A 23,114-nucleotide genomic window follows, 5' to 3' on the forward strand; every position below is an offset into this window, starting at 1 on the left:
CGCAAGCGAGGTGACCGGTCCGCTTCTCTCCGCGTTCCGAGGGATTGTTAGCCTTGGCCGTGATCGATTCTCCCCCTCCCGGCCAAGGCTCGTGATGAGCGTCGTCGACTCGTTCCCGCTCGGTGCCGCGACCACGCTCGCCGAACTCGCCCGGGATCCGCATGCGCGACTGGCGCTGCTCCGTGCGCAAGAGCCTGTGTCGTGGCTGCCCGAGTTGGACGGTTGGCTGGTGACCCGGCGGGACCTCGCGCTGAGTGTGATGCGGGACGCCGCGACGTTCACCGTCGACGACCCCCGGTTCTCCACCGCGCAGGTCGTCGGACCGAGCATGCTGTCGCTGGACGGCGACCAGCACGCCCGCCACCGGGAGCCCTTCACCGCTCCATTCCGCCCCCGTGAAGTCCGTGACGGCTTCGCCTCGTTCATCGAGCGGGAGACGGACCGGCTCATCACCGCACTGGAACCCGCCGGCGCCGGCGAGCTGCGACGCGCCTTCGCCGGCCCGCTCGCGGTCGCCGTCGTGACCGAGGCACTCGGGCTGGTCGGCACCACCCCTGCCACGGTCCTTGCCTGGTACGACTCCATCGTGCGCGCGGTCTCCGACATCACCGCCGGACACGAGGCGGAGCCCGCCGGAACGGCGGCGTACGCGGAACTGCGGTGCGCGGTGGAAGCCACCGTCGCGGAGACGGGCCCAGCGTCACTCCTCGGCTCCGCAGCCGGGCAACTGACAGTGCCCGAAGTGGCGTCCAATGCCGCGGTGTTGATGTTCGGAGGCATCGAGACCACCGAGGGAATGATCACCAACGCGCTGCTGCACCTACTGCAATGCCCTGACCAACTCGCCCTCATCCAGGCCGACTTCGGCTTGCTGGACGGCGCGATCGAGGAATCCCTGCGCCTCGAACCCGGCGCGGCGGTCGTCGACCGCTACGCCACCCGTGACACCGTCCTCGGGCAGGCCGCGATCCGCCGCGGCGACCTGGTCACCGTCTCTCTGGCCGGCGCCAACCGCGACCCGGACGTCTTCCCCGAACCCGACCGCTTCGACGTCCGCCGCGAGAACGCGCGCCTCCAACTGGCCTTCGCACACGGCCCGCACTACTGCCTCGCCGCCCACCTGGCCCGTCTGGAGACCCGCATCGCCCTCCAACGGCTCCTCGAACGCCTCCCCGCCCTGCGCCTCGACCCGGACCGCCCCACCGCCGCGCACGGCCTGGTCTTCCGTAAGCCCTCGACCCTGCATGTGCTGTGGGGGAGTCCTGCCTAGTGCCTTTGTGCCCCCGGGCAAGCGGGGGCACAGAGGCGAGCAATGGCTACGACAAGGTCGGGCCGGTCACGTCAGCGATCCTCCACCTCTGGTTGGACCCGGAGTTGGGGGTCCACATCGTGACGGCGGATCCGTCGGCGGTGGCCTGACCGCCGACTTCGAGGAGCCCGCCGGTGGCTGAGTTGACCAGGGTCCAGCTGCCGTCGCCCGTGGTCGACGCTATCCACTGGACGGCCTTGTCGCGCCGGCCGGTGTTCGCCTCCAGTACCGCGGATCCGTCCCGAACGGCCAGGCGCTTGCCTTCCGTCGGGTCGGTGACCAGGTAGCGCTGCCGGTTACCGGTGTCGTCGCCGATCGGGCGCAGCTGCCACCGCTGGCCGGAACCGGCGGCGCCCGCGGCCCTGATGACGAGCCTGGTGCCGTCGTCCGCCACGGTGAGCGCCTTGCCGCTCTGCACGCCGGTCAGCTCGTAGGTGTGGCCCTTCCGGAGTGTGGCGGCGTCCTTGGCGACGCCGGACACGCCCTTGACGAGGAAGGAGGTCACGGACTGGGCGGGCACGGTGAGGGTGGCCTGCCGGCCGGTGACCGCGACGGGGGCCTGTCGTTCGAGCTTTCCGTCGGCGCTGGTCACGACGGGCGTCACGGTCGCGTCGCGGGCGATGTGCCCGAACTTGGCCAGGTCGATCGTGACCGCGCGGGCATCGGCGGAGCTGTTGACGTGGACGACCGTCGCCGCGTTGCCCTTCTTGGCGACCGCGGCGGCGCTCGACGTGTCGTCGGTCTTGATCAGCCGGTCACCGGGCTTGATGTAGTGCGTGAAGTTGCGGGCGGTGTCGAACTTGGTGTTCGTGTACACCGGGCAACTGGCCAGGGTGTCCGCGGAGGTACAGCTGAAGGGGAGCTGGATGCTGCCCCAGTTCCCGCCCTTGGCCGACTCCCCGCCGGGCTTCATGTTGTCGTAGTCCTCGACGGGCTGCCAGAACACCCAGGCGCGCGGCTCGAGTTCGCGCAGGTCGTCGACCATCTGCTGGGCAAGTCCGAGGCCTGGCCGCATGTCCGTGAAGCTCTGCCCGTCGCCCCAGTCGCCCTCGACCTCGCTCATCCACAGCGGTTTGCTGGCCGCCTTGGCCAGGTCGCGCACGCTGGTACGGCCGCCGGTTCCGTAGGTGTGGACGTTCAACTGGCCGACGAGACCGCGCACTTCCCGGGGGTAGGTGTTCCAGTTCCGTGCGAAGAGGTTCGGGTTGGTCTCGTCCATTGCGGAGATCTCCGTACCGGTCCTCGCCTTCTTCAGGGCGGGGGCCAGCGCGCTGATCACCTTCTGCTGGAGCTCGGGGCCGATGTGCGCCCCTTCCTGACGGCCGCCGACGGGTTGGCCGTCGGCTCCCAGACGTGTGCTCCAGTAACCCGTGTTGGGTTCGTTGAACGGGTCGAGGGTGTCGACCTTGATGCCGTGCGCCTTCTCCAGCCGCTTGGTCGCACCCGCCAGATAGGCGGCGAAGTCCTCGACGGAGTCGGCCTTGAGCTGGTCGGCGTTGGCGTTGAACCCCCCTGACACATAACCGCTGTTGGTCATGAACCAGGGCGGGGAGTTGCTGAACGTCTCCCAGTGGGTGACGTCCTTCTTGATCCGGTCCACCCACCAGCGCTGGGTGGCGTCGGCGTCCGGGTTCCAGTCGGCGGCGTCGTCCGCGCTCCACCAGACGGTGTCCTCGCGCGTAGTGCCCTCGGGCGCCTTCCACCAGCCCTCGACCGCTCCTCCGGCGCGCAGGTAGTCCTGGACGTCGGGGGCGTTGCCGCCGCCTATGTTGTAGCGGGCGATGTTGAGGGCGAGGCCGTCGTCGCCGAAGAGGAGCCCGGCCAGCTTCTCGCGGATCTCCGCCGGGTAGTCGCCCGTGGCGTTGGCGAACCACACCAGACTGGTGCCCCAGCCCTCGAAGCTCTGCGCCTTGTACGAGGGGTCGGGCCGGACGGTGACAGCGGCCGCCGTCACCGTCTCCGCGCTCGTCGGTGGGGCGGTGACCAGGGCTGCCCCGGTGGCCAGGGCGGTGACTCCGATGGTTCCCAGAAGCCGTCTTGTGCGGGTACGGCGTATCAAGGTGTGCTCCCAACTCGTAGGTGTGGTCGCTTCAACGGACCGCCGTGCCCCACGGGCACAGGGCACGACGGTGTGCCCCTTGGAACAGGGGGTCAGCGAGCGGGCTGTCGCAGTACTGCGACCTCCCGCGGCGGCAGAACGAGCGCACCGTCTTTGTCCGCCCGGCCGACCAGGACGTCCCCGGTGAACCCGGGCAGCGGCACCGGCTCGTCGGTCCGGTTGACCAGGAAGAGATACCGGCTGTCGCCGTCCCGCCGTACGGCCAACTCGACCCGCCCGCGCGCGACTTCGGGCAGCTCGCTGCCCACGCCGGCGTGGGCGAGCAACCCCGGCAGCAGACCGGTGAGGCCGTCCGGGCCCAGCCGGGTGGAGACGTACGACGCCGAACCCCGGCCCACCGTACGGCGGGTGATCGCTGGGCGCCCGGCGTACGTACCGTCGCGGTAGTGGGCCAGCACCTCCGTCTCCGGATCGGTAACGCCGATCCGGTCGGTCCACACGGTGCCCGTCGCGCCACCGTCGAGGGCGACCGTGTCACCGTCGAGCAGCGGGCCGAACTCCTCGATGCGGATGCCCAGCAACTCGCGCAGGGCTCCCGGGTAGCCGCCGAGCCAGACGTGGTCGTTCTCGTCGACGACGCCGGAGAAGTACGTGGTGACCAGGTGGCCGCCGTGTTCGACGTACCGCGTGAGTTCCTTGGCCAGCGGGGCGGGGACCATGTGCAGCACGGGTGCGATCAGCAGTTCGTAGCGGCCGAGGTCGGCCTGCGCGGTGACGACGTCGGCCCGGATGCCGAGGGCGAGGAGGGCGGAGTACCAGTCGAGTGCCTCGCCGCGGTAGTCGAGGCGGGAGGTGGGGTGGGAGTCCTGCTCGCTCGCCCACCACGACTCCCAGTCGAAGACGATCCCGACGCGGGCCGGCTCGCGCTCGGTCCCGGCGACCGGGCCAAGTGCCCGCAGGGTCCGGCCGAGTTCGGTGGCCGCGCGGAAGACCTCGCTGTCGGGTCCGGCGTGCGGCACCATCGCCGAGTGGTACTTCTCGGCGCCGGCGGCGGACTGGCGCCACTGGAAGAAGCACACGGCGTCCGCGCCGTGGGCGACGTGCAGCAGTGAGTCGCGGGCCAGTTCGCCCGGCCGCTTGGCCACGTTGACGGGCTGCCAGTTGACCGCGCTGGTGGAGTGCTCCATCAGGAACCACGGACGTCCGCCGCAGACACCGCTGGTGAGGTTGGCGGAGAAGGACAGCTCGTCCCGGTCCTGGGGGCCGGGCGTGACGTAGTGGTCGTTGGAGACGAAGTCGATCTCCTCGGCCCAGTCGGCGTAGTTCATCCCCTTGGTGCCGCCCATCACCATGAAGTTGGTGGTGACCGGAACCTCGGGCGTGATCTCGCGCAACACGTCCCGCTCCGCGCGCAGATGCTCCTTCAGCGCGTCGGAGGAGAAGCGCTTGAAGTCGAGCTGCTGCGTGGGGTTCGGGTGGGAGGCGGCAAGCCGGGGCGGCAGGACCTGGTCCCAGCCGCTGTACTTCTGCGACCAGAACGCCGTGCCCCAGGCGTGGTTGAGGCCGTCGAGCGTGCCGTAGCGGGCGCGCAGCCAGTCGCGGAAGGCACGGGCCGCGTCGTCGGAGTGGTCGTAGACGTTGTGGCAGCCCAGCTCGTTGGAGACATGCCAGGCGACCAGCGCGGGATGGTGCGCGTACCGCTCGGCCATCTTCCGCACCAGGCGCAGCGCGTGGGCGCGGAAGACGGGCGAGGTGGGCCGCCAGTGCTGCCGCGCCCCCGGCCACACCGTCTCACCGGAGGCGGTCACCGGGAGGATCTCCGGGTGAGCCGTGGTGAGCCAGGGCGGCGGGGACGCGGTGGCGGTGGCCAGGTCGACCCCGATGCCGCCCGCGTGCAACAGGTCCATGATCTCGTCGAGCCAGCTGAAGTCCCACTCGTCCTCGGCCGGCTGGATGCGGGCCCAGGAGAAGATCCCCACGGAGACGATGTTGACGCCGGCCTCGCGCATCAGCCGTACGTCCTCCTCCCACACCTCGCGCGGCCACTGCTCCGGGTTGTAGTCGGCGCCGTACGCGAGGCGTGGGGTGGCGTCACCGTCCGGCCCGTTCAGCTGGGACAGGAGGGTGGAGATCATGATGTTCCTTCCGGTGTGTCACAGGGGTGGCGTGCCGGTGTGGCACAGGGGGTTAGGTGCGGGCTGCGGGTTTGCCTCGACTACTCGACGGTGAAGCCCTGCTCCTTTCCGTACTTGACGGAGGCGTCCTGCCAGGACTTCAGGCCCTCGGAGAGCGGGGTGTCGGAGATGTAGGCCTTGCCGACGGTGTCGTTGAAGATCGAGTTGGCGTACTGCTGGAAGGGCAGGTACGACCAGTCGTCGGCGACCTCGGCCGCGGACTGGGCGAAGATCTCGTTGGCCTTCTGGCCGCCGAAGTACGCGAACTCCTTGTTCTGGAACGCGGAGGACTCGAGCTCCGCCTTGGTCGCGGGGAAGGCGCCCTCGTCGATGCGGGTCTGGACGCCGGCGCCGGAGTTGGCGTACTCGACGAAGGCGTAGGCGAGTTCCTTGTTCTTGCCGAGCGTGGGCAGGGTCAGGGAGCTGCCGCCGTTCTCCGCGCTCGCCTTGTCGCCCGCGGTCCACTGCGGCATCGGGGCCGCGCGCCAGTCACCGGAGGCGCCCGGCACACCGGTGACGAAGTTGGCGGGCATCCAGGCGCCCGTGGTCAGGGTGGCGATGGTGCCGTCGCCGAGTCCCTTGTACCAGTCGTCGGTCCAGCCGTTGATCGGCGAGACGAGCTTCTCGTCGATGAGCTTCTGCCAGGTGTCGGTGTACTTCGTGGCGCCCGCGTCGTCGAAGTTGATCGTCACTTTGGTGCCGTCGACCTTGTAGGGGCGTGAACCGGCCTGCCACAGCATGCTGGTGGTGAAGCCCGCGTCGCCGGCGTCGTTGGCTATGTAGACCTTGGGGTCGGCCTCGTGCAGCTTGCGGGCCGCCTCGACGTACTCGTCCCAGGTGGTGGGGACCGCGACCTTGTACTTGTCGAAGACCTTCTTGTTGTAGAACATCGCCATCGGGCCGGAGTCCATCGGCAGGCCGTACACCTTGTCACCGTCGCTCACGGCGTTCCACGGACCCGGGGTGTACTTGGCGGCGAGCTTGTCGGCGCCGAACGGCGCCAGGTCGCTCAGGCCCTTGGTGAGGGAGTACTGCCCCAGCGCGAAGTACTCGACCTGCGCGACGTCGGGGACGCCCTTGCCTGCGGAGATGGCGTTCGAGAGGGCGGTGTAGTGCTTGTCGCCGGACCGCTCACTGACGAGGTTGATCTTGACGTTGGGGTGCTTCTTCTCGAAGTCCGCGGCGACCGTCTTGAGCGTGGGCTCCCATGCCCAGACCGTGACCGTGCCGCCCTTCTTCAGGGCCGCCTGGATGTCCGAGGCGGAGACCGCCTTCTGGCCGGAGCTGTCGTCGTCGGAGCCGCCGCACGCGGTGGCGCCCAGGGCGAGGGTGGACAGCAGGGCGATGCCGCGCAGCAGGCGGCCGGTTGTTCTGCGCATGGAGGTGCTTCCACTTCTTTGTGGGTGGATCGGGCGAGGGCTGAAGAGGTGAAGCCGAGGGGGGTGGGCCGGAGGGGGCGGACTACTCCTTGACGCTTCCGGCGGCGAGACCGGACTGCCAGTACTTCTGGAGGAACAGGAAGGCGGCGATCAGCGGCACGATGGTGAGCAGTGAACCGGTGATCACCAGGTTGAAGATGACGTCGCCGCCGATCGTCTGGGCCTGGTTGTTCCAGGCGTCCAGGCCCAAGGTGAGGGGGTACCAGTCCGGGTCCTTGAGCATGATCAGCGGCAGGAAGTAGTTGTTCCAGGTGGCGACCGTGGTGAAGAGCAGCACGGTCACGGTGCCGGGGGCGAGCAGCGGCATGGCGACCTGGAAGAAGGTGCGGACCTCGCCCGCTCCGTCGATACGGGCGGCTTCGAGGAGTTCGACGGGGATGGCCTCGCTCGCGAAGACCCACATCAGATACAGGCCGAAGGGCGAGACGAGCGAGGGGATGATCACCGCCCACGGGGTGTCGGTCAGCCCCATCTTGCTGAACATCAGGAAGGTCGGTACGGCAAGTGCGGTACCCGGGACGGCGACGGCTCCGATGACCACGGCGAAGACGGCGCGTTTTCCGGGGAAGTCGAACTTCGCCAGCGCGTAACCGCCCAGGATTGCCAGGAAGGTGGCACCGCCGGCGCCGAGCACGACGTACAGCAGGGTGTTCAGCAGCCAGCGGACGAAGATGCCGTCGTGGTACGTGAAGGTCTGGCTGATGTTGTCCCAGAGGGCGAAGTCGTTGCTGAACCACAGTCCCGAGGAGTCGGCGAGTCCCTCCTGGGTCTTGGTGGCGCTGACGACCAGCCACACCAGGGGCACCACCGTGTAGAGCAGGAGGAGGCCGGTGAGCACGGTCAGCAGGACGCTGCGCTTGGGGCGACCGGGAACGTGCTTGCGGCGCGTGCGCAGTCGGGGCGTGCCCTTGGATCCGCCGATGTGCTCGGCGGGTGCGGGCTGGGGGGCGGTGGTGACGGAGCTGCTCATCGTTCACGCTCCCTTGCGCATGCCGCGGAGCTGCACGACATAGGCGATGACCATGGTGATCAGGCCCATGATGATGGCGACCGCCGCGGAGTAGTTGTGCTGCTGGCCGTTGAAGGACAGCGAGTACGTGTAGAAGTTCGGCGTGTAGTCCGTGGTGATGGCGTTGCGCGCCAGCGGCCGCAGGATGCTCGGCTCGTTGAAGAGCTGGAAACTGCCGATGATTGAGAAGATCGTCGCGATGACCAGGGCGCCGCGGATGGCGGGGAGTTTGATCGCGGTGATAATTCGGATCTGCCCGGCGCCGTCGATCTCCGCTGCCTCATAAAGGGAGTTGGGGATGACCCGGAGCGCGGAGTAGAAGATCAGCATGTTGTAGCCGACGAACTCCCAGGTGACGATGTTGCCGATCGAGGCCAGGATCAGGTCGGTCGAGAGCGGGTCGGGCAGCGTGACGCCGAAGGCGTCGTTGATGTCGCCCACCAGGCCGAAGCGCGTGCCGTACATGAAGCCCCACATCAGAGTGGCGACCACGGCGGGCACGGCGTACGGCAGGAAGATCGTGATGCGGAAGAAGTCCGTGCCGTAGAGGCGTCCGCTGTCCAGGGCGAGGGCGACCAGCAGCCCGATGCCGAGCATGACCGGCACCTGCACGGCCAGGAAGAGCGAGACACGGCCGAGTGAGGCCCAGAACTGGTCGTCCTTGAGGGCCTGTTGGTAGTTGTCCAGGCCGACGAAGGTGTTGCCGCCGATCAGTTGGTCCCGGAACAGGCTGAGGTAGACCGAGTACACGATCGGAGCCAGGAAGACGAGAGCGAACACGGCCACGAAGGGGCCGATGAACCCCCACCCCGTCCAGGAGCGGCGGTCCCGTTTCGCCGGAGGCCGGTCCGGATGCCGTGTTGCCGCCGCAGGGGGCTGAAGCGTCGTCATGTCGTTCCTCGCTCGTCCGTCTCGGAACCGGCGTCGCACGCCGCCGCCGCGATGTTTACGCAAACATCCGGTCCCGGAGAGGGCCCTGGGCTGTTATGTTTACGTAAACATCTGATGGCGGCATGTCTACACTGCCCCAATGTCGGTGGTCAATAGTCGACTTGAGTATCAAGTGAGCAACTCGGACTGCGGTAGCAAGGGAGACAGGTGGACACCGCGGACGGCGCCTCGGCGAGTACGGATCGGGTACGCATGCGCGCCGAGCAACGGGCCGGGCGCCGTGGGCAGAGCGTGTCCATGGCCGATGTCGCCCAACTGGCCGGTGTCTCCTCGCAGACCGTCTCCCGGGTGTCCAACGGCTACGCGGGTGTCAACGAGGAGACCCGGCGGCAAGTACTCGCGGCCATGAAGGAGTTGGGCTACCGGCCCAACAGCGCGGCCCGCGCTCTCAAGCGTGGTGAGTTCCGCACGATCGGTGTCATCACCTTCAACCTCTCCACCACGGGCAACATGCGCACCCTTGAGGCGATCGCCACGTCCGCGGCGCAGGAGGGTTACGCCGTCACGCTGCTGCCCGTCGCCGTGCCCACTCAGGACGAGGTGCGCGGCGCCTTCTCCCGGCTGGGGGAGCTCGCCGTCGACGCCGTCATCGCCATCATGGAGGTGCACCTTCTGGACGCGGCGACGATCTCCCTTCCCCCGCACGTGCAGGTCGTGGTCGCCGACTCGGACGCCGGTGACCGCTACAGCGTGGTCGACACCGACCAGGCCATGGGCGCGCGTGCCGCCGTACGGCATCTGCTGGACCTGGGGCATCGCACGGTCTGGCATCTCGCGGGGCCCGAGGAGTCCTTCGCCGCCCAACGCCGCACCGACGCCTGGCGCGCCGAACTCACCGAAGCGGGCCGCGACTTGCCGCCCGTCCTGCGGGGCGACTGGTCGGCGGAGTCCGGCTATCGCATGGGACTGCGACTCGCCGAGGAGAGGGCCTGTACGGCTGTGTTCGCCGCCAACGACCAGATGGCACTGGGGCTTTTGCGGGCTCTGCACGAGCGCGGCCGGAGAATCCCCGAGGACGTCAGCGTCATCGGCTTCGACGACATCCCCGAGGCCGGCTCCTTCCTGCCTCCCCTCACCACCGTCCACCAGGACTTCGCCGAAGTGGGACGCCTGTGTGTCGAGGGTGTTCTCCGGCGGATGCGCCACGAGGGGGCGGACCACGGAACCACCCTTGTGCCTACGCGACTTGTGGTGCGTGAGAGCACCGCACCGGCTCCGTAGAGCGGTCGCCGGGCGGCAGCGCTCTCGTGGGTCCGCTGCCTCTGCCCCGAACGTGATCACTGCCTGGTCGGCCGGACCGTGAACCTCGCCCTTCGTAGATGCCGGGCGGCCTCCGGCGCCTCCGGGTAAAAGGCCAGTCATGAAATACACGTCACCTACCTTGACACCATACCTACTAAGAAGGTTTCTTGGTCTCAAGGCGACCGGACGTGATGAGGGAACGTTCCGCAACGGGACTGCGGAAGTACCTCGCTCCGACCGGTCGTGCACATCCTTTACGCCCCGTTCTGCATCAGCCCGCCGGCCGGTCGGTCGTACAGGGCTGCGCACTGGACAACGGAGGACCGCGATGAAGATCGCTCCGTTCGACGAGAACGCGTTCAAGATGGACCACCCCAGGGGGACGGTCTCGTTCAACTACCTGCTCATGGGCGACCGGAGCAAGCCCATGGAGAACTACCGCTACATCCTGGGCCGCCAGGAGGCCGACTTCCGTATGCCCCGGCACTGCCACACCTTCGAGCAGATCCGGCTGCCGCTGGTGGGCGACATGAACCTGGGCGAGCAGGGGATCCTGCGCGAGGGCGAGGTCGGCTACTTCCCCGAGGGCCAGACGTACGGCCCGCAGGACGACCCGCTGACCGATCCGAAGCAGCTCCAGCTCGTGCTGCAGTTCGCCGGTGCCTCCGCGCTCGGCATGGGCGCAGGCCGTGGCCGTGGCCCGGACAACAAGGAGGCGCAGGCCGAGCGCCGTGAGCTGCGGGACCAGAAATTCCCCAAGCCGCGTTACAACGGCGTGGTGATCAGCAACCCCGATCACCTCAACTGGCTGCCGGTGGCGGGCTGGTCGGGCGTCAAGCGCAAGCCGATCGGCACGTACACCGAGCGTGAGTTCTGGATCGAGTTCGTCAAGATCGAGGCCGGCGCCGAGTGGGTGTCGCAGAGCGAGGACGCCAAGCGGCTGACCGTGGTGCTCTCCGGCGCCGGCACGGTGGAGGGCGCCGAGGTCGGCAAGCTCGGCGCGGTGGAGGCCGACCCGGGGGAGAAGGCCCACTTCACGGCCACCGAGGAGCTGGTCCTGTTCACCGTCGGGCTGCCGCCGATCCAGCAGCCGGTCGAGCCCGACGACGACAAGTTCGTCACCGTCGTCACCGACGGCGGCATCCGTTTCGAGAACGCGAAGGACGCGGCCGGCGGCTGAGCACGGCCTCGTAGGCGGCGTTCCCGGGACACGGACCGTGTGCCCTGCCGGGACATCGACCACGCGTGGTCTTCCGGGCCCCGCAGCCGCCCGCTCACCACACCTCACCTCGCCCGGCGTGCGCGACAACGTGACGCGGCGAGCACCGACCTTCCCCCACGAGCCTTCCCCACGAGCCCCCCCACTTGCTCCATCCGACTACTCCGACACCGACGAGACAGCAGGAGCGACAGACATGAGTGGACTGAGTCTGACCCAGGCCTCGGAAATCGTGGACGCGGCCCTGAGCCACGCACGTGAGCTGGGACTGCGTCCCCTGACGGTCACCGTGCTCGACCCGGGCGGTCACCCCAAGGTCGTCAAACGCGAGGACGGGGCGGGCATTCTGCGCCCGGGGATCGCCCACGCCAAGGCCTGGGGATCCCTCGGCACCGGCCAGGGCGGCGCCGCCGGAGCCCGCCACGCCACCCGCGACCCGGCGTTCTTCGCGGCGCTGGCCGCGATCTCCGAAGGGCGGATCGCCTCGTCCAAGGGCGGTGTGCTGATCCGGGACGAGGACGGCGAACTGCTCGGCGCGGTCGGCGTCAGCGGCGACCGGCCCGACAACGACGAGGCCGTCGCCGTCTTCGGCGTCGAGAAGGCCGGCCTGGTCGCCGACGCGGGCTGATCACCCCGTCTCCGGCTGGCCCACGGCATCGAACTCGCCGTACAGCCAAGCACTTTCGGCAGGCAGCGTAGAGAAGTTCCAACCGCCTCTTGCTCGGCCCCCAGACATCACGGGCTTCCACGACCGGCACTTGTAGGCGAAGTGCCGCGGGTCGGGGCGCCGAATTCCTCGACTCGACTCCATTCATTCGCCGAGGCGGAATTGACGACATCGGTGGCGGGACGGCCGCCGGAAACTCGTCGCTCCGGCCGCCGGACGTGAATGCGACGCACGTCGGAGATTTCGGACCAAGCCGGGTGAGCGTCCGAGAGCCGCGAGATCGGGACCTGAAGAGTCGCGAGATAGGGACCTGAAATGAACAACCGAAGCAACGGCGCTTCATCGAAAGTACTGTCCGGACCCGTGAGACGGCGCTGGGCCGCCATGACAGCGGCGATCGCACTGACGGCGGCCGCCGGCTGTGCCGGTGGCTCCAATCCCGGTGCGGAGGACCAGATCACCGTGTCGGTCTCCATAGCGGCGCCGGCGAACGCCCCGATCTTCCTTGCCGACGAACTCGGATATTTCGAGGACGAAGGCCTCGACGTCAAGGTGCAGATCATCGCGAACGCGAGTCTGCAGATCGCCACAGGAAAAGTGCAGTACGGCGCCGTGAACACCAGCACGGTCATTCAGGCGGCGGCGCAGGACACGGATCTGCAGCAGGTCTGTGTGACGCAGGTGGACCCGTCGTACATCCTCGCGGTGAGCAATGTGGCGTGGGACCGGAACAACATGAACGATTCCATGACGCTCAAGGAGAAACTGGCGGCCCTGGAGGGCGAGAACATCACGGCGATCGGCGGCCGCACCGTCAACCCCGGCGCGAAACTGCTGGAAAGCCTGCTGAAGAAGGAAGGCCTTCCCGCGGAATCGATCGGCGTGCTCTCGCAGGCCAGCACCGCCGCGTCGACAGCCGCGTTCCAGAAGGGTCAAGTAGGCCTGGTCTTCCAGCCGCAGCCGATCCCCGACCAGGTTCTTTCGGTCGCGCCGGGCCGCATCATCTACGACACCGGGAGCTCCGATCTGTTCTCCGAACTGGACGGAGTCTCCTGGTCCGGAATCGGTTCCTCGACGAAGTACGCCACCGAGCACCCCGATATCAGCGAGAAGATCTGCAACGCCGTCGGCAAGGCCAACAACTACCTGGACGAGCATCCCGACGAGGCCGCGAAGACCCTGCACAAGGACATGAACTCGTTCGACGAGAGCGTCCTCGCGGACAGCATGGAGACCTACAAGTGGGCCAAGGACGCGGCCATGAGCGAGGACCAGTTCGCCAAGAGCGTCGAAGTCCTCGCCGGACTCGGCATGTTCGACCAGCCGTCCGCGGACGTGGTCGAAGGGGCCTACACGTCGGACTACCAGAAGTGAACCGGAGCGGAACGCCGGCACGGTCTGTGCCGACGCCGGGGCAGGGACGAGGCGGAGGAAGATATGCAGGATCTCAGTACTGAGCGGCCGGCGGTGATCCTCGGGGATCTCACACACCGGTTCGTGACTCCGAGCGGAAAGATGATGGACGTTCTGCGGGACGTGTCCGTCACGGTCCGGGAAAAGGAGTTCTTCACGGTCGTCGGGCCCAGCGGGTGTGGAAAGAGCACCCTGCTGAACATCGCGTCCGGTCTGCTCCAGCCGACCGACGGGACCATCCAGTGCCTGAAGGGCGACCGGGAACTGGACAAGCTGGAGATCGGCTACATCACCCAGGACTCGAATCTATTCCCCTGGTTCACCGTCATCGAGAACATCATGATGCCGCTGGAGATCCGCCGGGTTCCCAAGCAGGAGCGGGTCGAGCGCGCCAGGGAATGGATCAAGATCGTCGGCCTGGAAGGCTTCGAGAACCACTATCCGCGGCAGCTTTCCGGCGGAATGCAGAAACGCTGCTCGATCGCACGCACCATGGTCTACGAGCCCGAAGTACTGCTCATGGACGAACCCTTCGGCGCGCTGGACGCGATCACCAAGCAGACGATGCAGAAGACCGTTCTGGATCTGTGGCAGCGGCGCCAGACCTCGGTCATCTTCATCACCCACGACCTGACCGAGGCGATCGCCCTCTCGGACCGGGTCGCGGTCATGACGGGGCGCCCCGGCCGGATCCGGCGGACGGTGGACATTCCCCTCGACCGGCCCAGGGACGTCTTCAACATCACGGATCTGGCGACTTTCCAGGAACTGCGGCGCGAGCTGTGGAGCCTGCTCGAAACCGACATCGACATCGATCCCAAGTCCTGAGGAGAAGGAGAGCGCAATGGCTGTCGTCGGCGAACAGGAACCACTCACCATGCGACGGGGCCGGGCGGTCCGGCCGAAGAACCCCAAAGGGCGTCCACGCGGACGCCACGGCACCATGGTCATGCTCGGGCAACTCGGCATCGTGCTGCTGTTCCTGGGGGTCTGGCAGCTCCTCAGCGGCCGCGTGATCGACTACTTCCTCATCAGCAACCCCGTCGACGTCATAGCCAAGCTCTACAACGTCCTCGGGGACAGCACGATGCACGGCCACATCATGGCGACCGGCCAGGAGCTGGTCCTCGGGTGGGCGCTCGGGGCGTCCGCAGGTGCCGTGGTGGGCTGGGCGCTCGGCGCGTTCAAGACCGCCGGCGAGATCATGGAGCCGATCCTCAACGCGATCAACGGGATTCCCAAGGTCGCCCTCGCACCGATGATGCTCCTCTGGTTCGGACTCGGGATGGGCTCGAAGATCGCGATCGCCAGCATGATCGTGTTCTTCCTCGTCTTCTTCAACGTCTACTCGGGCATGCGCAACGTGCCGCAACCGCTGGTCGAGGTGGCTCAGTCCATGGGCGCGTCGCGCATGTTCGTGGTGCGCAAGGTGGTTCTGCCGTCCGTCAGCGTGCCGTTGTTCGCCGGGCTGAAGGCCGGTGTGTCGTTCGCGATGATCGGTGTCATCGCCGGCGAGTTCATCTCGGCGGACAAGGGACTGGGCTACTACTCCATGACCTCGACCCAGCAGTTCGACCCCGCCGGGCTGTTCGCCGCGCTGGTGATCATCGTGGCGATGGTGGTGTTCGGGAGTTCGCTCATCGGCGTCTTCGAGCGGCGGGCGCTGAAGTGGCAGCGCGACTGACCGGGTGACGCACGCCCGACGGAGCCCAGCCGGTCGTACGACGCCTTGCTGGGCTCCGACGGTCTGCCGGCCTGGGGAAACGCTCCGGCCGCCCGCGGCTGGGCGGGAACGCTCCGACGGTCCGCGGTCCTTCGGGAGCGCTCCGACGGTCCGCCGCCTGCGGGAAAGCGGTCCGGCACGACCCGCCCCGCCGATCACAGACCCACTTGGAGAGGTTCGTATGCCTTCCTGGCCGCCCGGTCGCGGGGCCGACGGCGTGCGCGGCCGCGGCGTCGTCGTCAAGCAGACGACGGCCGTCAGCGTCGTCTACGTCGCCGCAGTCTTCCTCAATGTGATGGACACGACGATCGTCAATGTCGCGCTGCCGAGCGTCGGCCGCGCGTTCTCGGTCCCGTCCACCTCCGTGAACGCCGTCTCCATCTCGTACCTCGTCAGCCTTGCCGTGTTCATTCCGGCATCCGGCTGGCTCGGCGACCGGTTCGGCGGAAAGCGGATCCTGCTGACGGCCCTGGCGGTGTTCACGCTGGGGTCGGCGCTGTCCGGACTCGCGACGAGCCTCGGTGAACTCATCGCCTTCAGGCTGCTCCAGGGCGCAGGGGGCGGCATGCTCGTCCCGGTCGGCATGGCCATGATGCTGCGCAGTTTCCCGCCGGGGGAGCGGGTACGCGTCTTCGCCGTCCTCAGCATGGCGAACGCCGTGGCTCCGACGATCGGTCCCTCGCTCGGCGGCCTGCTGGTGACGGAGCTGTCGTGGCGCTGGGTGTTCTTCGTCAACGTTCCGGTGGGCTGCGCGGCGATCGTGTTCGGCGCGCTGTTCCTCCGCAACACCGTCGAGCAGGAGCCGGGACGGTTCGACCTCCTGGGGTTCCTGCTCGCGGCGGCGGGTCTGGCGCTGGCGATGTACGGACTCTCGCAGGGGCCCGACCTGGGGTGGACGGTGCGGCCCGTTCTCGTCGGCCTGGTGGCCGGTGGGGCGCTGCTGGGAGTCCTGGTGGTCGTCGAGTTGCGTTCCCGCGCACCGCTGATCGACGTCCGCCTGTTCCAGGACCGGCTGTTCCGCTCGGGCAGTGTCGTCATGGCGCTGGAATCGGTCGCGTTCCTCGGTGTGATCTACACGGTGTCGCTGTATCTCCAGGACGGGCGCGGGCTCAGCCCGCTGGCCTCAGGTCTGAGCATCCTGCCGCAGGTCCTGGGCGTCATGAGCGGTTCCCAGATCGCCAGCCGGTTGCTCTACCGGCGACTTGGACCGCGACGGCACCTTGTCGTCGGCGTGGTCGGGTCGAGCCTGTCCATGGCGCTGCTCGCCGTGTTGAGCGTCGGGGGACCCCTGTGGCAGGTGTGGGTCATCCTCTACCTGGTGGGCTTCGGGGTCGGCCAGGTGTTCGTGGCGACCCAGGCGGCGTCCTTCGCGACCATCTCGTCCGCCAAGTCAGGCAGGGCGGCGACGCTGTTCAACGCGGGCCGGCGGCTCGGGGGCGCCGTCGGTATCGCCGTGGCGACCACCGCCCTCGTTCTCGTGGGCGTGGACACGCCCGTCGACGGGGCGCCGGCCGGCGATGTCACCGCCTACCGGGTGGGATTCCTCGTCGCCGCTGCCGTCAACCTGCTGGCCCTGCGAGCGGCCTGGGTGGTCCGCGACGCCGACGCGGCGAGCACCATCCCGGAGGCCCGCCCACGCAAACGCCGGGCCAGGCTGGGGTGAAGGACGGCCGGGACCTGCCGGTCCTCGGCCGTTTACGCGACGCGGGACTTCGGTTTTCCTATGGGATTCCGAAATTCCGAACCTGAGGCTGGTGGCGCGCCAGCGAGGCCTGACTGTGCGGCGGAAGCTCATCGTGTGCCAGAAGCACCACATAACCACTTCAGTTGCCCACTCTTGTCGAATGTCTTGACGTGAGCTGGTGTCTGTCGCAGCATCTCCCCGCAAATATCCTATGGAATCCAAGGGGAGTTGTGACAGTGACGTCGTACCTCCGCATCAGGCCTGTCTTGTCCGGAGCTGCCGCTGTGGCAGTACTCACCGGTGCCTTGGCGGGATGCACTCTCAAGAACTCCGGGGAACCGGCCGGAGGGAGCGTGGCCTCCACACAGGGCACGGGGAACGGGACGGCGGAGCTGGCGGACGGCTCCGCCGTCAAGGTCGCGCTCGTGCCGGGCGGCGCCCACCCGTACTTCCAGCCGTGGAAGACGGCGGGAGAGGCCGCGCGCGACGAATACGGCCTCGGGGGCGTGACGTTCGACGAGACCGCCGAGTGGGACCAGCAACAGCAGAACGACCTGCTGTCCACGCTCGCGGCGCGCGGCTACAACGCGTTCGGGGTCTTCGGTGTCTCGCCGACCGACATCAACAGCACGTTCTCCGACCTCAAGTCGCAGGGCTTCGCGGTGGCTTCACTCGGTTCGTGCCCGGCCGGTGACGTGAACGAGGCTGATTTCTGTCTGTCCACGGATGTCGAGGTCGCGGCCTACAAGGCCACGCAGGCCACGATCGAGGCCATGGGCGGCAAAGGCGCCCTGGTCCACCTGACCGGCAACAACGTCGACGCCAACACCCAACTCCGGATCAAGGGAGTGGAGAAGGCGGTCCAGGAGACCAAGGGGAAGGTGACCCTCCTCCAGACGGTCACCGACATCGACAAGGACCTGCAGACCGCGCAGAAGGCGGTGTCCGACCTGCTGGCCGCCAAGGGGAACGAGATCCAGGGCATCGTCACCACCGCCTACAACCCGGCGGTCGCCGCCGCCGAGGCCGTCCGGAGTTCGGGATCCAAGGCGAAGGTCGTGGCCATCGACGACGACGCCAAGATCATCAGCTCCATCAAGGACGGCTCCGTCAGCGCCACCGTCGTACAGAACCCGACGGGCCAGGCGGATGTGGGCACTTGGGTGCTCGCGCTGCTGCAGAGCAAGCAGTGCGTGATGCGCACCCCGGGCGCGGTTGTCGACTCCGGATCCTTCGTGGTCACCAAGGCGAACGTCGCCGACTACGACAAGGCGCGGCAGGCCAGGACCGCCGACCTCAAGACGGAGTTCGCCGACAAGCTCCTCAACTGCGGCTGATCCGAACGCCGTTACGCATTGACCGCGCCAACACGGCCACCGACCAAGGCCGTTGACCAGGGAGAGCCGGACACCGCAATGAGCATCATCACCTCCGCCACGGCCAGGCTGGCCGACATCGCCGTGGAGCAGAACCGCACCGACGCCGTCCAGGCGTTCATCAAGCAGGAGACGATATTCGTCGATCTCGCCACCGACGACGGACTGGCCGGCATCGGCTACAGCTACACCATCGGCACCGGCGGCTCCTCGGTGCTGGCGCTGCTGAACGACCACCTGCTCCCCGCTCTGCCCGGTCAGGACGCCCGTAACGTCGAGGCCCTGTGGCAGCAACTGTTCGCCCGGACGCGGGCGACCGCCGTCGGAGCCATCACCTCGCTGGCCCTCGCCGCCGTCGACACCGCCCTGTGGGACCTGAGATGCAAGCGAGCCGGCGAGCCGCTCTGGCGGCTGGCGGGCGGCCACCGCCAGGAGATACCGCTGTACGACACCGAGGGCGGCTGGCTGCATCTGAGCACCGAGGACCTGGTCAAGTCGGCCTTGGCGGCCCGCGATGCCGGCTGGGCCGGCGTCAAGATCAAGGTGGGCAAGCCGCACCCCGCGGAGGACGTGGAACGGCTGCGCGCGGTGCGTGAGGCCGTCGGGCCCACGCTGCACATCATGACGGACGCCAACCAGTCCCAGACGCTGTCCTCGGCCGTGCGACTGGCCTCGGCGCTCGAACCCCACGGGCCGTTCTGGTTCGAGGAACCGATGCCGGCCGACGACGTGAGCGGTCATGCGAAGCTGGCCCGCGCGACCAACGTACCGATCGCCGTGGGGGAGACCCTCTACTCGCTGGGGCAGTTCCGGCAGTATCTGGAGGCCGGAGCCGCCTCCGTCGTGCAGGTCGACGCGGCCCGCGTCGGCGGCATCACCCCCTGGCTGAAGGTCGCCCACCTGGCAGAGGCGTACAACGTCATGGTCTGCCCGCACTTCCTGATGGAACTGCACGTGAGCCTCGCGGCAGCGGTGCCCAACGGCCTGTACGTCGAGTACATCCCGCAGCTCAGGGCCGTCACGCGCACCGAACTGACCGTGCGCGACGGGCGGGCGGTGGCGCCGGACGAGCCGGGCATCGGCATCGACTGGGACCACGACGCGATCGACGACCGGAGGGTGGCATGACCACCGCCTCACCGCCTCCGGCGGACATCGACCGGCCACCGGCCCCACAGCGTCGGACGCCTCGCCGGCGCATCCTGGCCCCCCAGCAACTGGGCCTGCTCGGGCTGGTCGTCGCGCTCGTCATCCTCTTCGGCCTGCTCCGCCCGGCGTTCTTCGACGCCAGGCTCGTCCTCTTCCCGCTGCTGCGCGACATCTCGACGCTGACCGTGGTGGCACTGGCCCAGATGGTCGTCCTGTCCGTCGGACACATGAACCTGGCTGTGGGCCGCATGGCCTCCTTCGGCGCACTGTTCGCCGGGTTCGGCTACGACCGCCTCGGACTGCCGCTGTCCGTGGGCCTGTTGGTCTGCCTGCTCGCGGGAGCCCTGATCGGCGCCCTGAGCGGATGGATCATCGCCCGCACCGGCGTGAGCTCCTTCGTCGTGACGCTCGCCATGGACTTCGCGCTCCTCGGGCTGGTGTCCCTGCTGTACTCCGGGCTCACCGAGAACGCCGCCTTCACCAGCACACCGTCCGGGATGACGGAGCTGCGCCAGTACTCGCTCGCCGACATCTGCGTCGGTCCCGTCTGCGGCTCACCGGCGATTCCGCAAATGGCCCAGTTCACCGTCCTGGCCCTGCTCGGACTCGGCTTCCTCTACCGCTACACCCGTACCGGCAGGGAACTCCTCCTGACGGGCGCCAATCCGGCCGCCGCGGAACTGTCGGGCATCCCGACCGCCCGCCGCGTCATCACCGCACACATGCTGTCGGGTCTGCTGGCCGCGCTCGCCGGGTTCATGGCCGCCGTCAGCACCGGGACCTTCCGTGCCTCCATCGGGGACGACTTCATGCTGCCGTCGTTCCTCGGCGCCGTCCTCGGCGGCACCCTGCTCACCGGCGGCGTCGTCTCGGTCATCGGGGCTCTGCTGGGCACCTCGCTGGTCGGCGTCATCCGCAAGGGCCTCGACCTGCTCGGCGTGGGGCTGGAGAGCCTCAACATCTACCTCGGCTGTGTGCTGCTGCTTGCCCTGTCCGCCGACCGGGTGCGCCACATCGTCAGCTACCGAAAGGTGGTGCGCTCGACATGACGACGCCCACAACTCCCCGCCCCTGGAAGGCCGAAGCCCTCTCCTCGCTGCGCCGCTTCTCCCGCTCCACCTCACTCACCCTGCTCGGCGTCGTCGTGGCCGGGTACATCGGCCTGGGCATCGCGTCGTCGGGTTCGTTCTTCGAGGGCAACTCGGTCCGGACGTTCCTGCAGTACCTGGCGACCCCCATCCTCATCGGGCTCGCGCAGATGGTCTGCCTGTGCGTCGGACAGCTCAACCTCGCGGTCGGCGCCCTTGGCGGATTCACCGCCTGCGCCATGGGCGTTCTCATGGCCGACGCCGGTATGCCGGCCGGACTCGCCGTCGGGATCGGTGTGCTGACCGCCACCGCGATCGGCGCTCTCACCGGTGTGTTCATCGTGATCACCCAGATCAACGGCTTCATCGTCACGCTCGGCACCATGACCATCCTGCTGGGGGCGCAGTACCGGCTGACCGGGACGCGGACCGTCGACGGCTACTCCGCGACCCTGCGCGACCTGGGCACGGCCGCGCCCGCGAACATCCCGCTCGTCCTCGTCACGTCGCTGGTCGTGGCCGCTCTCCTCGCCGTGTTCATGCACCGGGGCATCGCGGGCCGGCGGCTCCTCGCGGCGGGCGGCAATCCGCTGGCCGCACGGCTCTCCGGCATCTCCACCGACCGCCAGATCGTCCTGGCGCACACCCTGTCCGGACTGCTGATCGGTGTGGCCGCGCTGATCGCGACCGCGTCACTTCCCGGGGTCAACCGCAGCGTCGGTGGCGACTGGCTCCTCCCCAGCTTCGCGGCCCCCATCATCGGCGGTGTGGCCCTGACCGGCGGATCGGTGGCGATTCTCGGGACCGTGCTGGCCGCGTTCGTCATGCGGCTCATCGACTCCGCACGCGCCGAGTTCTCGCTCGATCCGAGCTGGGTCAACTTCCTCATCGGCGTTGTCGTGCTCGCCACGGTCGTCGGCGGCCGCCTCCACCAGACACACCTCGGCACCGCACGCCCGCACCAGGACCGGCAACCGCCCCCTGACAACCGAGCCACGCCCACCACCCTGCCGAGCACCGGGGGTGCCCAGTGAACGACGTATTGCTGGAGTGCGAGGACATCGTCAAGGTCTTCCCCGGAGTGCGCGCCCTGGACCAGGTGGCCCTGCGCCTCACCGCCGGATCCGTGCACGCCCTGCTGGGCGAGAACGGCGCCGGCAAGTCGACCCTGATCAAGGTGCTGACCGGGGTCCACCCGCCGGACGGCGGCCGCCTTCTGCTGAGCGGCAGCGAGGTGCACCTGCGGACCCCGCTGGACGCGACCCGCGCCGGCATCGGCGTCGTGCACCAGGAGCGCAACCTGATTCCCGCCTTCTCCGTGGCGGAGAACATCACGCTCCTGAAGCCCCCGGCACGCCGCGGCCTCATCGACCGCGCGGCCATGACCGACCCGGTGGAGCGCTGTCTCCGGGACGTCGGGCTCGACCTGGACCCGCACACACCCGTCCATGAACTCTCCGTCGCCCAGCAGCAGTTGGTCGAGATCGCCAAGGCTCTCCACACCGACAGCCGGGTACTCCTGCTGGACGAGCCGACCGCGTCCCTCTCGCCGCAGGAAGCGGACCGGCTCTTCGAAGTGATCCGGAGGCTGACCGCCCGAGGCACCTGCGTCGTCTTCGTCAGCCACAAACTGGAAGAGGTGTTCGCGGTCTGCGACACCGTCACCGTGCTGCGCGACGGGCACTCCGTACTGCGGTCGGCTCCCCTCGCCGAGCACACCCACGACGAGATCGTGAGCCTGATGGTGGGCCGCACCCACGAGGCCTCCGCCCTCTCCCCGCGGACGGTGGACCAGAACGCGGAGCCGGCGCTGTCCCTCACAGGTGTGGCCACCGCCGCGGGCCACGCCGACATCGGTCTGGAGGTGCGACCTGGGGAGATCGTCGGGCTGTACGGCCTCGTCGGCGCCGGCCGCAGCGAACTGGTCCGGGCCGTCCTCGGCCTCGAACGCGTCACGGCCGGAGAGGTCCGGGTCTACGGCGAGCCGGCGAAGATCTCCTCCCCACGGCAGGCACTGCACGAGTACGGAATCGGCTATCTCACCGAGAACCGCAAGGAGGAAGGCGTCTTCCTCGAACAGCCGATTCTGCGGAACATCACCGTCACCGTCTGGAAGAAGCTGGCGCAGGCGCTGGGGTACGTCTCCGACAAGCGGGAAAGAAGCGTCGCCGAGGACCTCGTGGAACGCCTCGGTATCCGCATCTCCTCACTGGAGCAGAACGCCGGTGAACTGTCCGGCGGCAACCAGCAGAAGGTGAGCCTCGCCAAGTGGCTTGCGGCGGACACCCGGTTGCTCGTCGTCGACGAACCGACCGTCGGCGTCGACGTCCGCACCAAGCACGCCTTCCACGAGCTCATCTGGGAGCTCGCCCGGGACGGTCTGCCCATCCTGCTGATCAGCAGTGACCTCGGCGAGATGGTGACGCTGGCCGACCGCATCCTCGTCATGGCGGACTACCGGATCCGGGGCGAGATCAGCAACGAACACGACTACGAGCGGATGAGCGGCCAGGTCATCCGCCTCATCCACGGTCGGCGGAACGCGCAGCGGGACTCGGACCGCGACGCCCAAATCCCTATATGATTCACATGAGTTACCTGGTCCGAAAGGT

18 protein-coding genes are annotated in these 23,114 nt (G+C 68.3%); 13 read left to right on the plus strand and 5 right to left on the minus strand.

All coding sequences use genetic code 11. The features are described 5' to 3' along the window. Positions 1–94: 94 nt before the first annotated feature. A complete protein-coding gene (locus ACFVKT_RS07620; protein ID WP_385728639.1) occupies positions 95–1,270 on the plus strand; it encodes a cytochrome P450 in 1,176 nt (391 codons plus the stop codon). A gap of 46 nt (positions 1,271–1,316) precedes the next feature. Here the strand turns inward: ACFVKT_RS07620 and ACFVKT_RS07625 are convergent, their stop codons facing one another. From ACFVKT_RS07625 to ACFVKT_RS07645, 5 genes are all read right to left on the minus strand, one after another. Continuing rightward, positions 1,317–3,368 (minus strand): glycoside hydrolase, encoded by a 2,052-nt coding sequence (locus tag ACFVKT_RS07625; RefSeq protein ID WP_385728641.1) that lies wholly within the window; start codon positions 3,366–3,368, stop codon positions 1,317–1,319. A 92-nt stretch (positions 3,369–3,460) separates the two neighbouring features. Continuing rightward, entirely contained in the window at positions 3,461–5,503 is a 2,043-nt protein-coding gene (locus ACFVKT_RS07630) for a beta-galactosidase (protein WP_385728643.1), read from the minus strand. A gap of 80 nt (positions 5,504–5,583) precedes the next feature. Continuing rightward, the gene (locus tag ACFVKT_RS07635) at positions 5,584–6,921 is read right to left on the minus strand and encodes an ABC transporter substrate-binding protein (RefSeq protein ID WP_385728645.1); all 1,338 of its coding nucleotides are present in this window, start codon (positions 6,919–6,921) and stop codon (positions 5,584–5,586) included. Between the two features lie 82 nt (positions 6,922–7,003). Further along, positions 7,004–7,951, minus strand: a complete 948-nt coding sequence (locus tag ACFVKT_RS07640) for a carbohydrate ABC transporter permease (RefSeq protein ID WP_385728647.1) — start codon at positions 7,949–7,951, stop codon at positions 7,004–7,006. A gap of 3 nt (positions 7,952–7,954) precedes the next feature. Then, the gene (locus ACFVKT_RS07645) at positions 7,955–8,881 is read right to left on the minus strand and encodes a carbohydrate ABC transporter permease (protein WP_385728649.1); all 927 of its coding nucleotides are present in this window, start codon (positions 8,879–8,881) and stop codon (positions 7,955–7,957) included. A gap of 207 nt (positions 8,882–9,088) precedes the next feature. On the opposite strand from ACFVKT_RS07645, the gene ACFVKT_RS07650 reads away from it, so the two are divergent. The 12 genes from ACFVKT_RS07650 to ACFVKT_RS07705 all read left to right on the plus strand — a co-directional run bounded on the left by ACFVKT_RS07650 (position 9,089) and on the right by ACFVKT_RS07705 (position 23,086). Next, positions 9,089–10,162, plus strand: coding sequence for a LacI family DNA-binding transcriptional regulator (locus ACFVKT_RS07650; RefSeq protein ID WP_385728651.1), 1,074 nt, complete (start codon positions 9,089–9,091; stop codon positions 10,160–10,162). Positions 10,163–10,511: 349 nt separating this feature from the next. After that, positions 10,512–11,363, plus strand: a complete 852-nt coding sequence (locus ACFVKT_RS07655) for a hypothetical protein (RefSeq protein ID WP_385728653.1) — start codon at positions 10,512–10,514, stop codon at positions 11,361–11,363. A gap of 235 nt (positions 11,364–11,598) precedes the next feature. Then, positions 11,599–12,030 (plus strand): heme-binding protein, encoded by a 432-nt coding sequence (locus ACFVKT_RS07660; protein ID WP_385728655.1) that lies wholly within the window; start codon positions 11,599–11,601, stop codon positions 12,028–12,030. A gap of 402 nt (positions 12,031–12,432) precedes the next feature. Continuing rightward, positions 12,433–13,443 (plus strand): ABC transporter substrate-binding protein, encoded by a 1,011-nt coding sequence (locus ACFVKT_RS07665; RefSeq protein WP_385728657.1) that lies wholly within the window; start codon positions 12,433–12,435, stop codon positions 13,441–13,443. Between the two features lie 123 nt (positions 13,444–13,566). Then, on the plus strand, positions 13,567–14,310 hold the full coding sequence (locus ACFVKT_RS07670; protein WP_385728659.1) for an ABC transporter ATP-binding protein: 744 nt from the start codon (positions 13,567–13,569) through the stop codon (positions 14,308–14,310). A gap of 16 nt (positions 14,311–14,326) precedes the next feature. Beyond that, positions 14,327–15,166, plus strand: a complete 840-nt coding sequence (locus tag ACFVKT_RS07675; RefSeq protein WP_385728661.1) for an ABC transporter permease — start codon at positions 14,327–14,329, stop codon at positions 15,164–15,166. Between the two features lie 220 nt (positions 15,167–15,386). Then, positions 15,387–16,868, plus strand: a complete 1,482-nt coding sequence (locus ACFVKT_RS07680; RefSeq protein WP_385728663.1) for an MDR family MFS transporter — start codon at positions 15,387–15,389, stop codon at positions 16,866–16,868. 257 nt (positions 16,869–17,125) lie between these two features. Continuing rightward, positions 17,126–18,226 carry a sugar ABC transporter substrate-binding protein gene (locus ACFVKT_RS07685; RefSeq protein ID WP_385728665.1) on the plus strand — a complete coding sequence of 367 codons (1,101 nt, stop codon included), beginning with the start codon at positions 17,126–17,128 and terminating at the stop codon, positions 18,224–18,226. Positions 18,227–18,304: 78 nt separating this feature from the next. Continuing rightward, positions 18,305–19,393, plus strand: a complete 1,089-nt coding sequence (locus ACFVKT_RS07690) for a mandelate racemase/muconate lactonizing enzyme family protein (RefSeq protein WP_385728667.1) — start codon at positions 18,305–18,307, stop codon at positions 19,391–19,393. Continuing rightward, a complete protein-coding gene (locus ACFVKT_RS07695; protein ID WP_385728669.1) occupies positions 19,390–20,463 on the plus strand; it encodes an ABC transporter permease in 1,074 nt (357 codons plus the stop codon). Before ACFVKT_RS07690 ends, ACFVKT_RS07695 begins: the two co-directional genes overlap by 4 nt. Then, positions 20,460–21,536: an ABC transporter permease gene (locus tag ACFVKT_RS07700; protein WP_385728671.1), complete on the plus strand. Its 1,077-nt coding sequence runs from the start codon at positions 20,460–20,462 to the stop codon at positions 21,534–21,536. Before ACFVKT_RS07695 ends, ACFVKT_RS07700 begins: the two co-directional genes overlap by 4 nt. Further along, positions 21,533–23,086 carry a sugar ABC transporter ATP-binding protein gene (locus tag ACFVKT_RS07705; RefSeq protein WP_385728673.1) on the plus strand — a complete coding sequence of 518 codons (1,554 nt, stop codon included), beginning with the start codon at positions 21,533–21,535 and terminating at the stop codon, positions 23,084–23,086. Before ACFVKT_RS07700 ends, ACFVKT_RS07705 begins: the two co-directional genes overlap by 4 nt. Positions 23,087–23,114 lie beyond the last annotated feature (28 nt).

It is taken from the genome of Streptomyces sp. NPDC127595, from assembly GCF_042671685.1.
Lineage (GTDB): Bacteria > Actinomycetota > Actinomycetes > Streptomycetales > Streptomycetaceae > Streptomyces.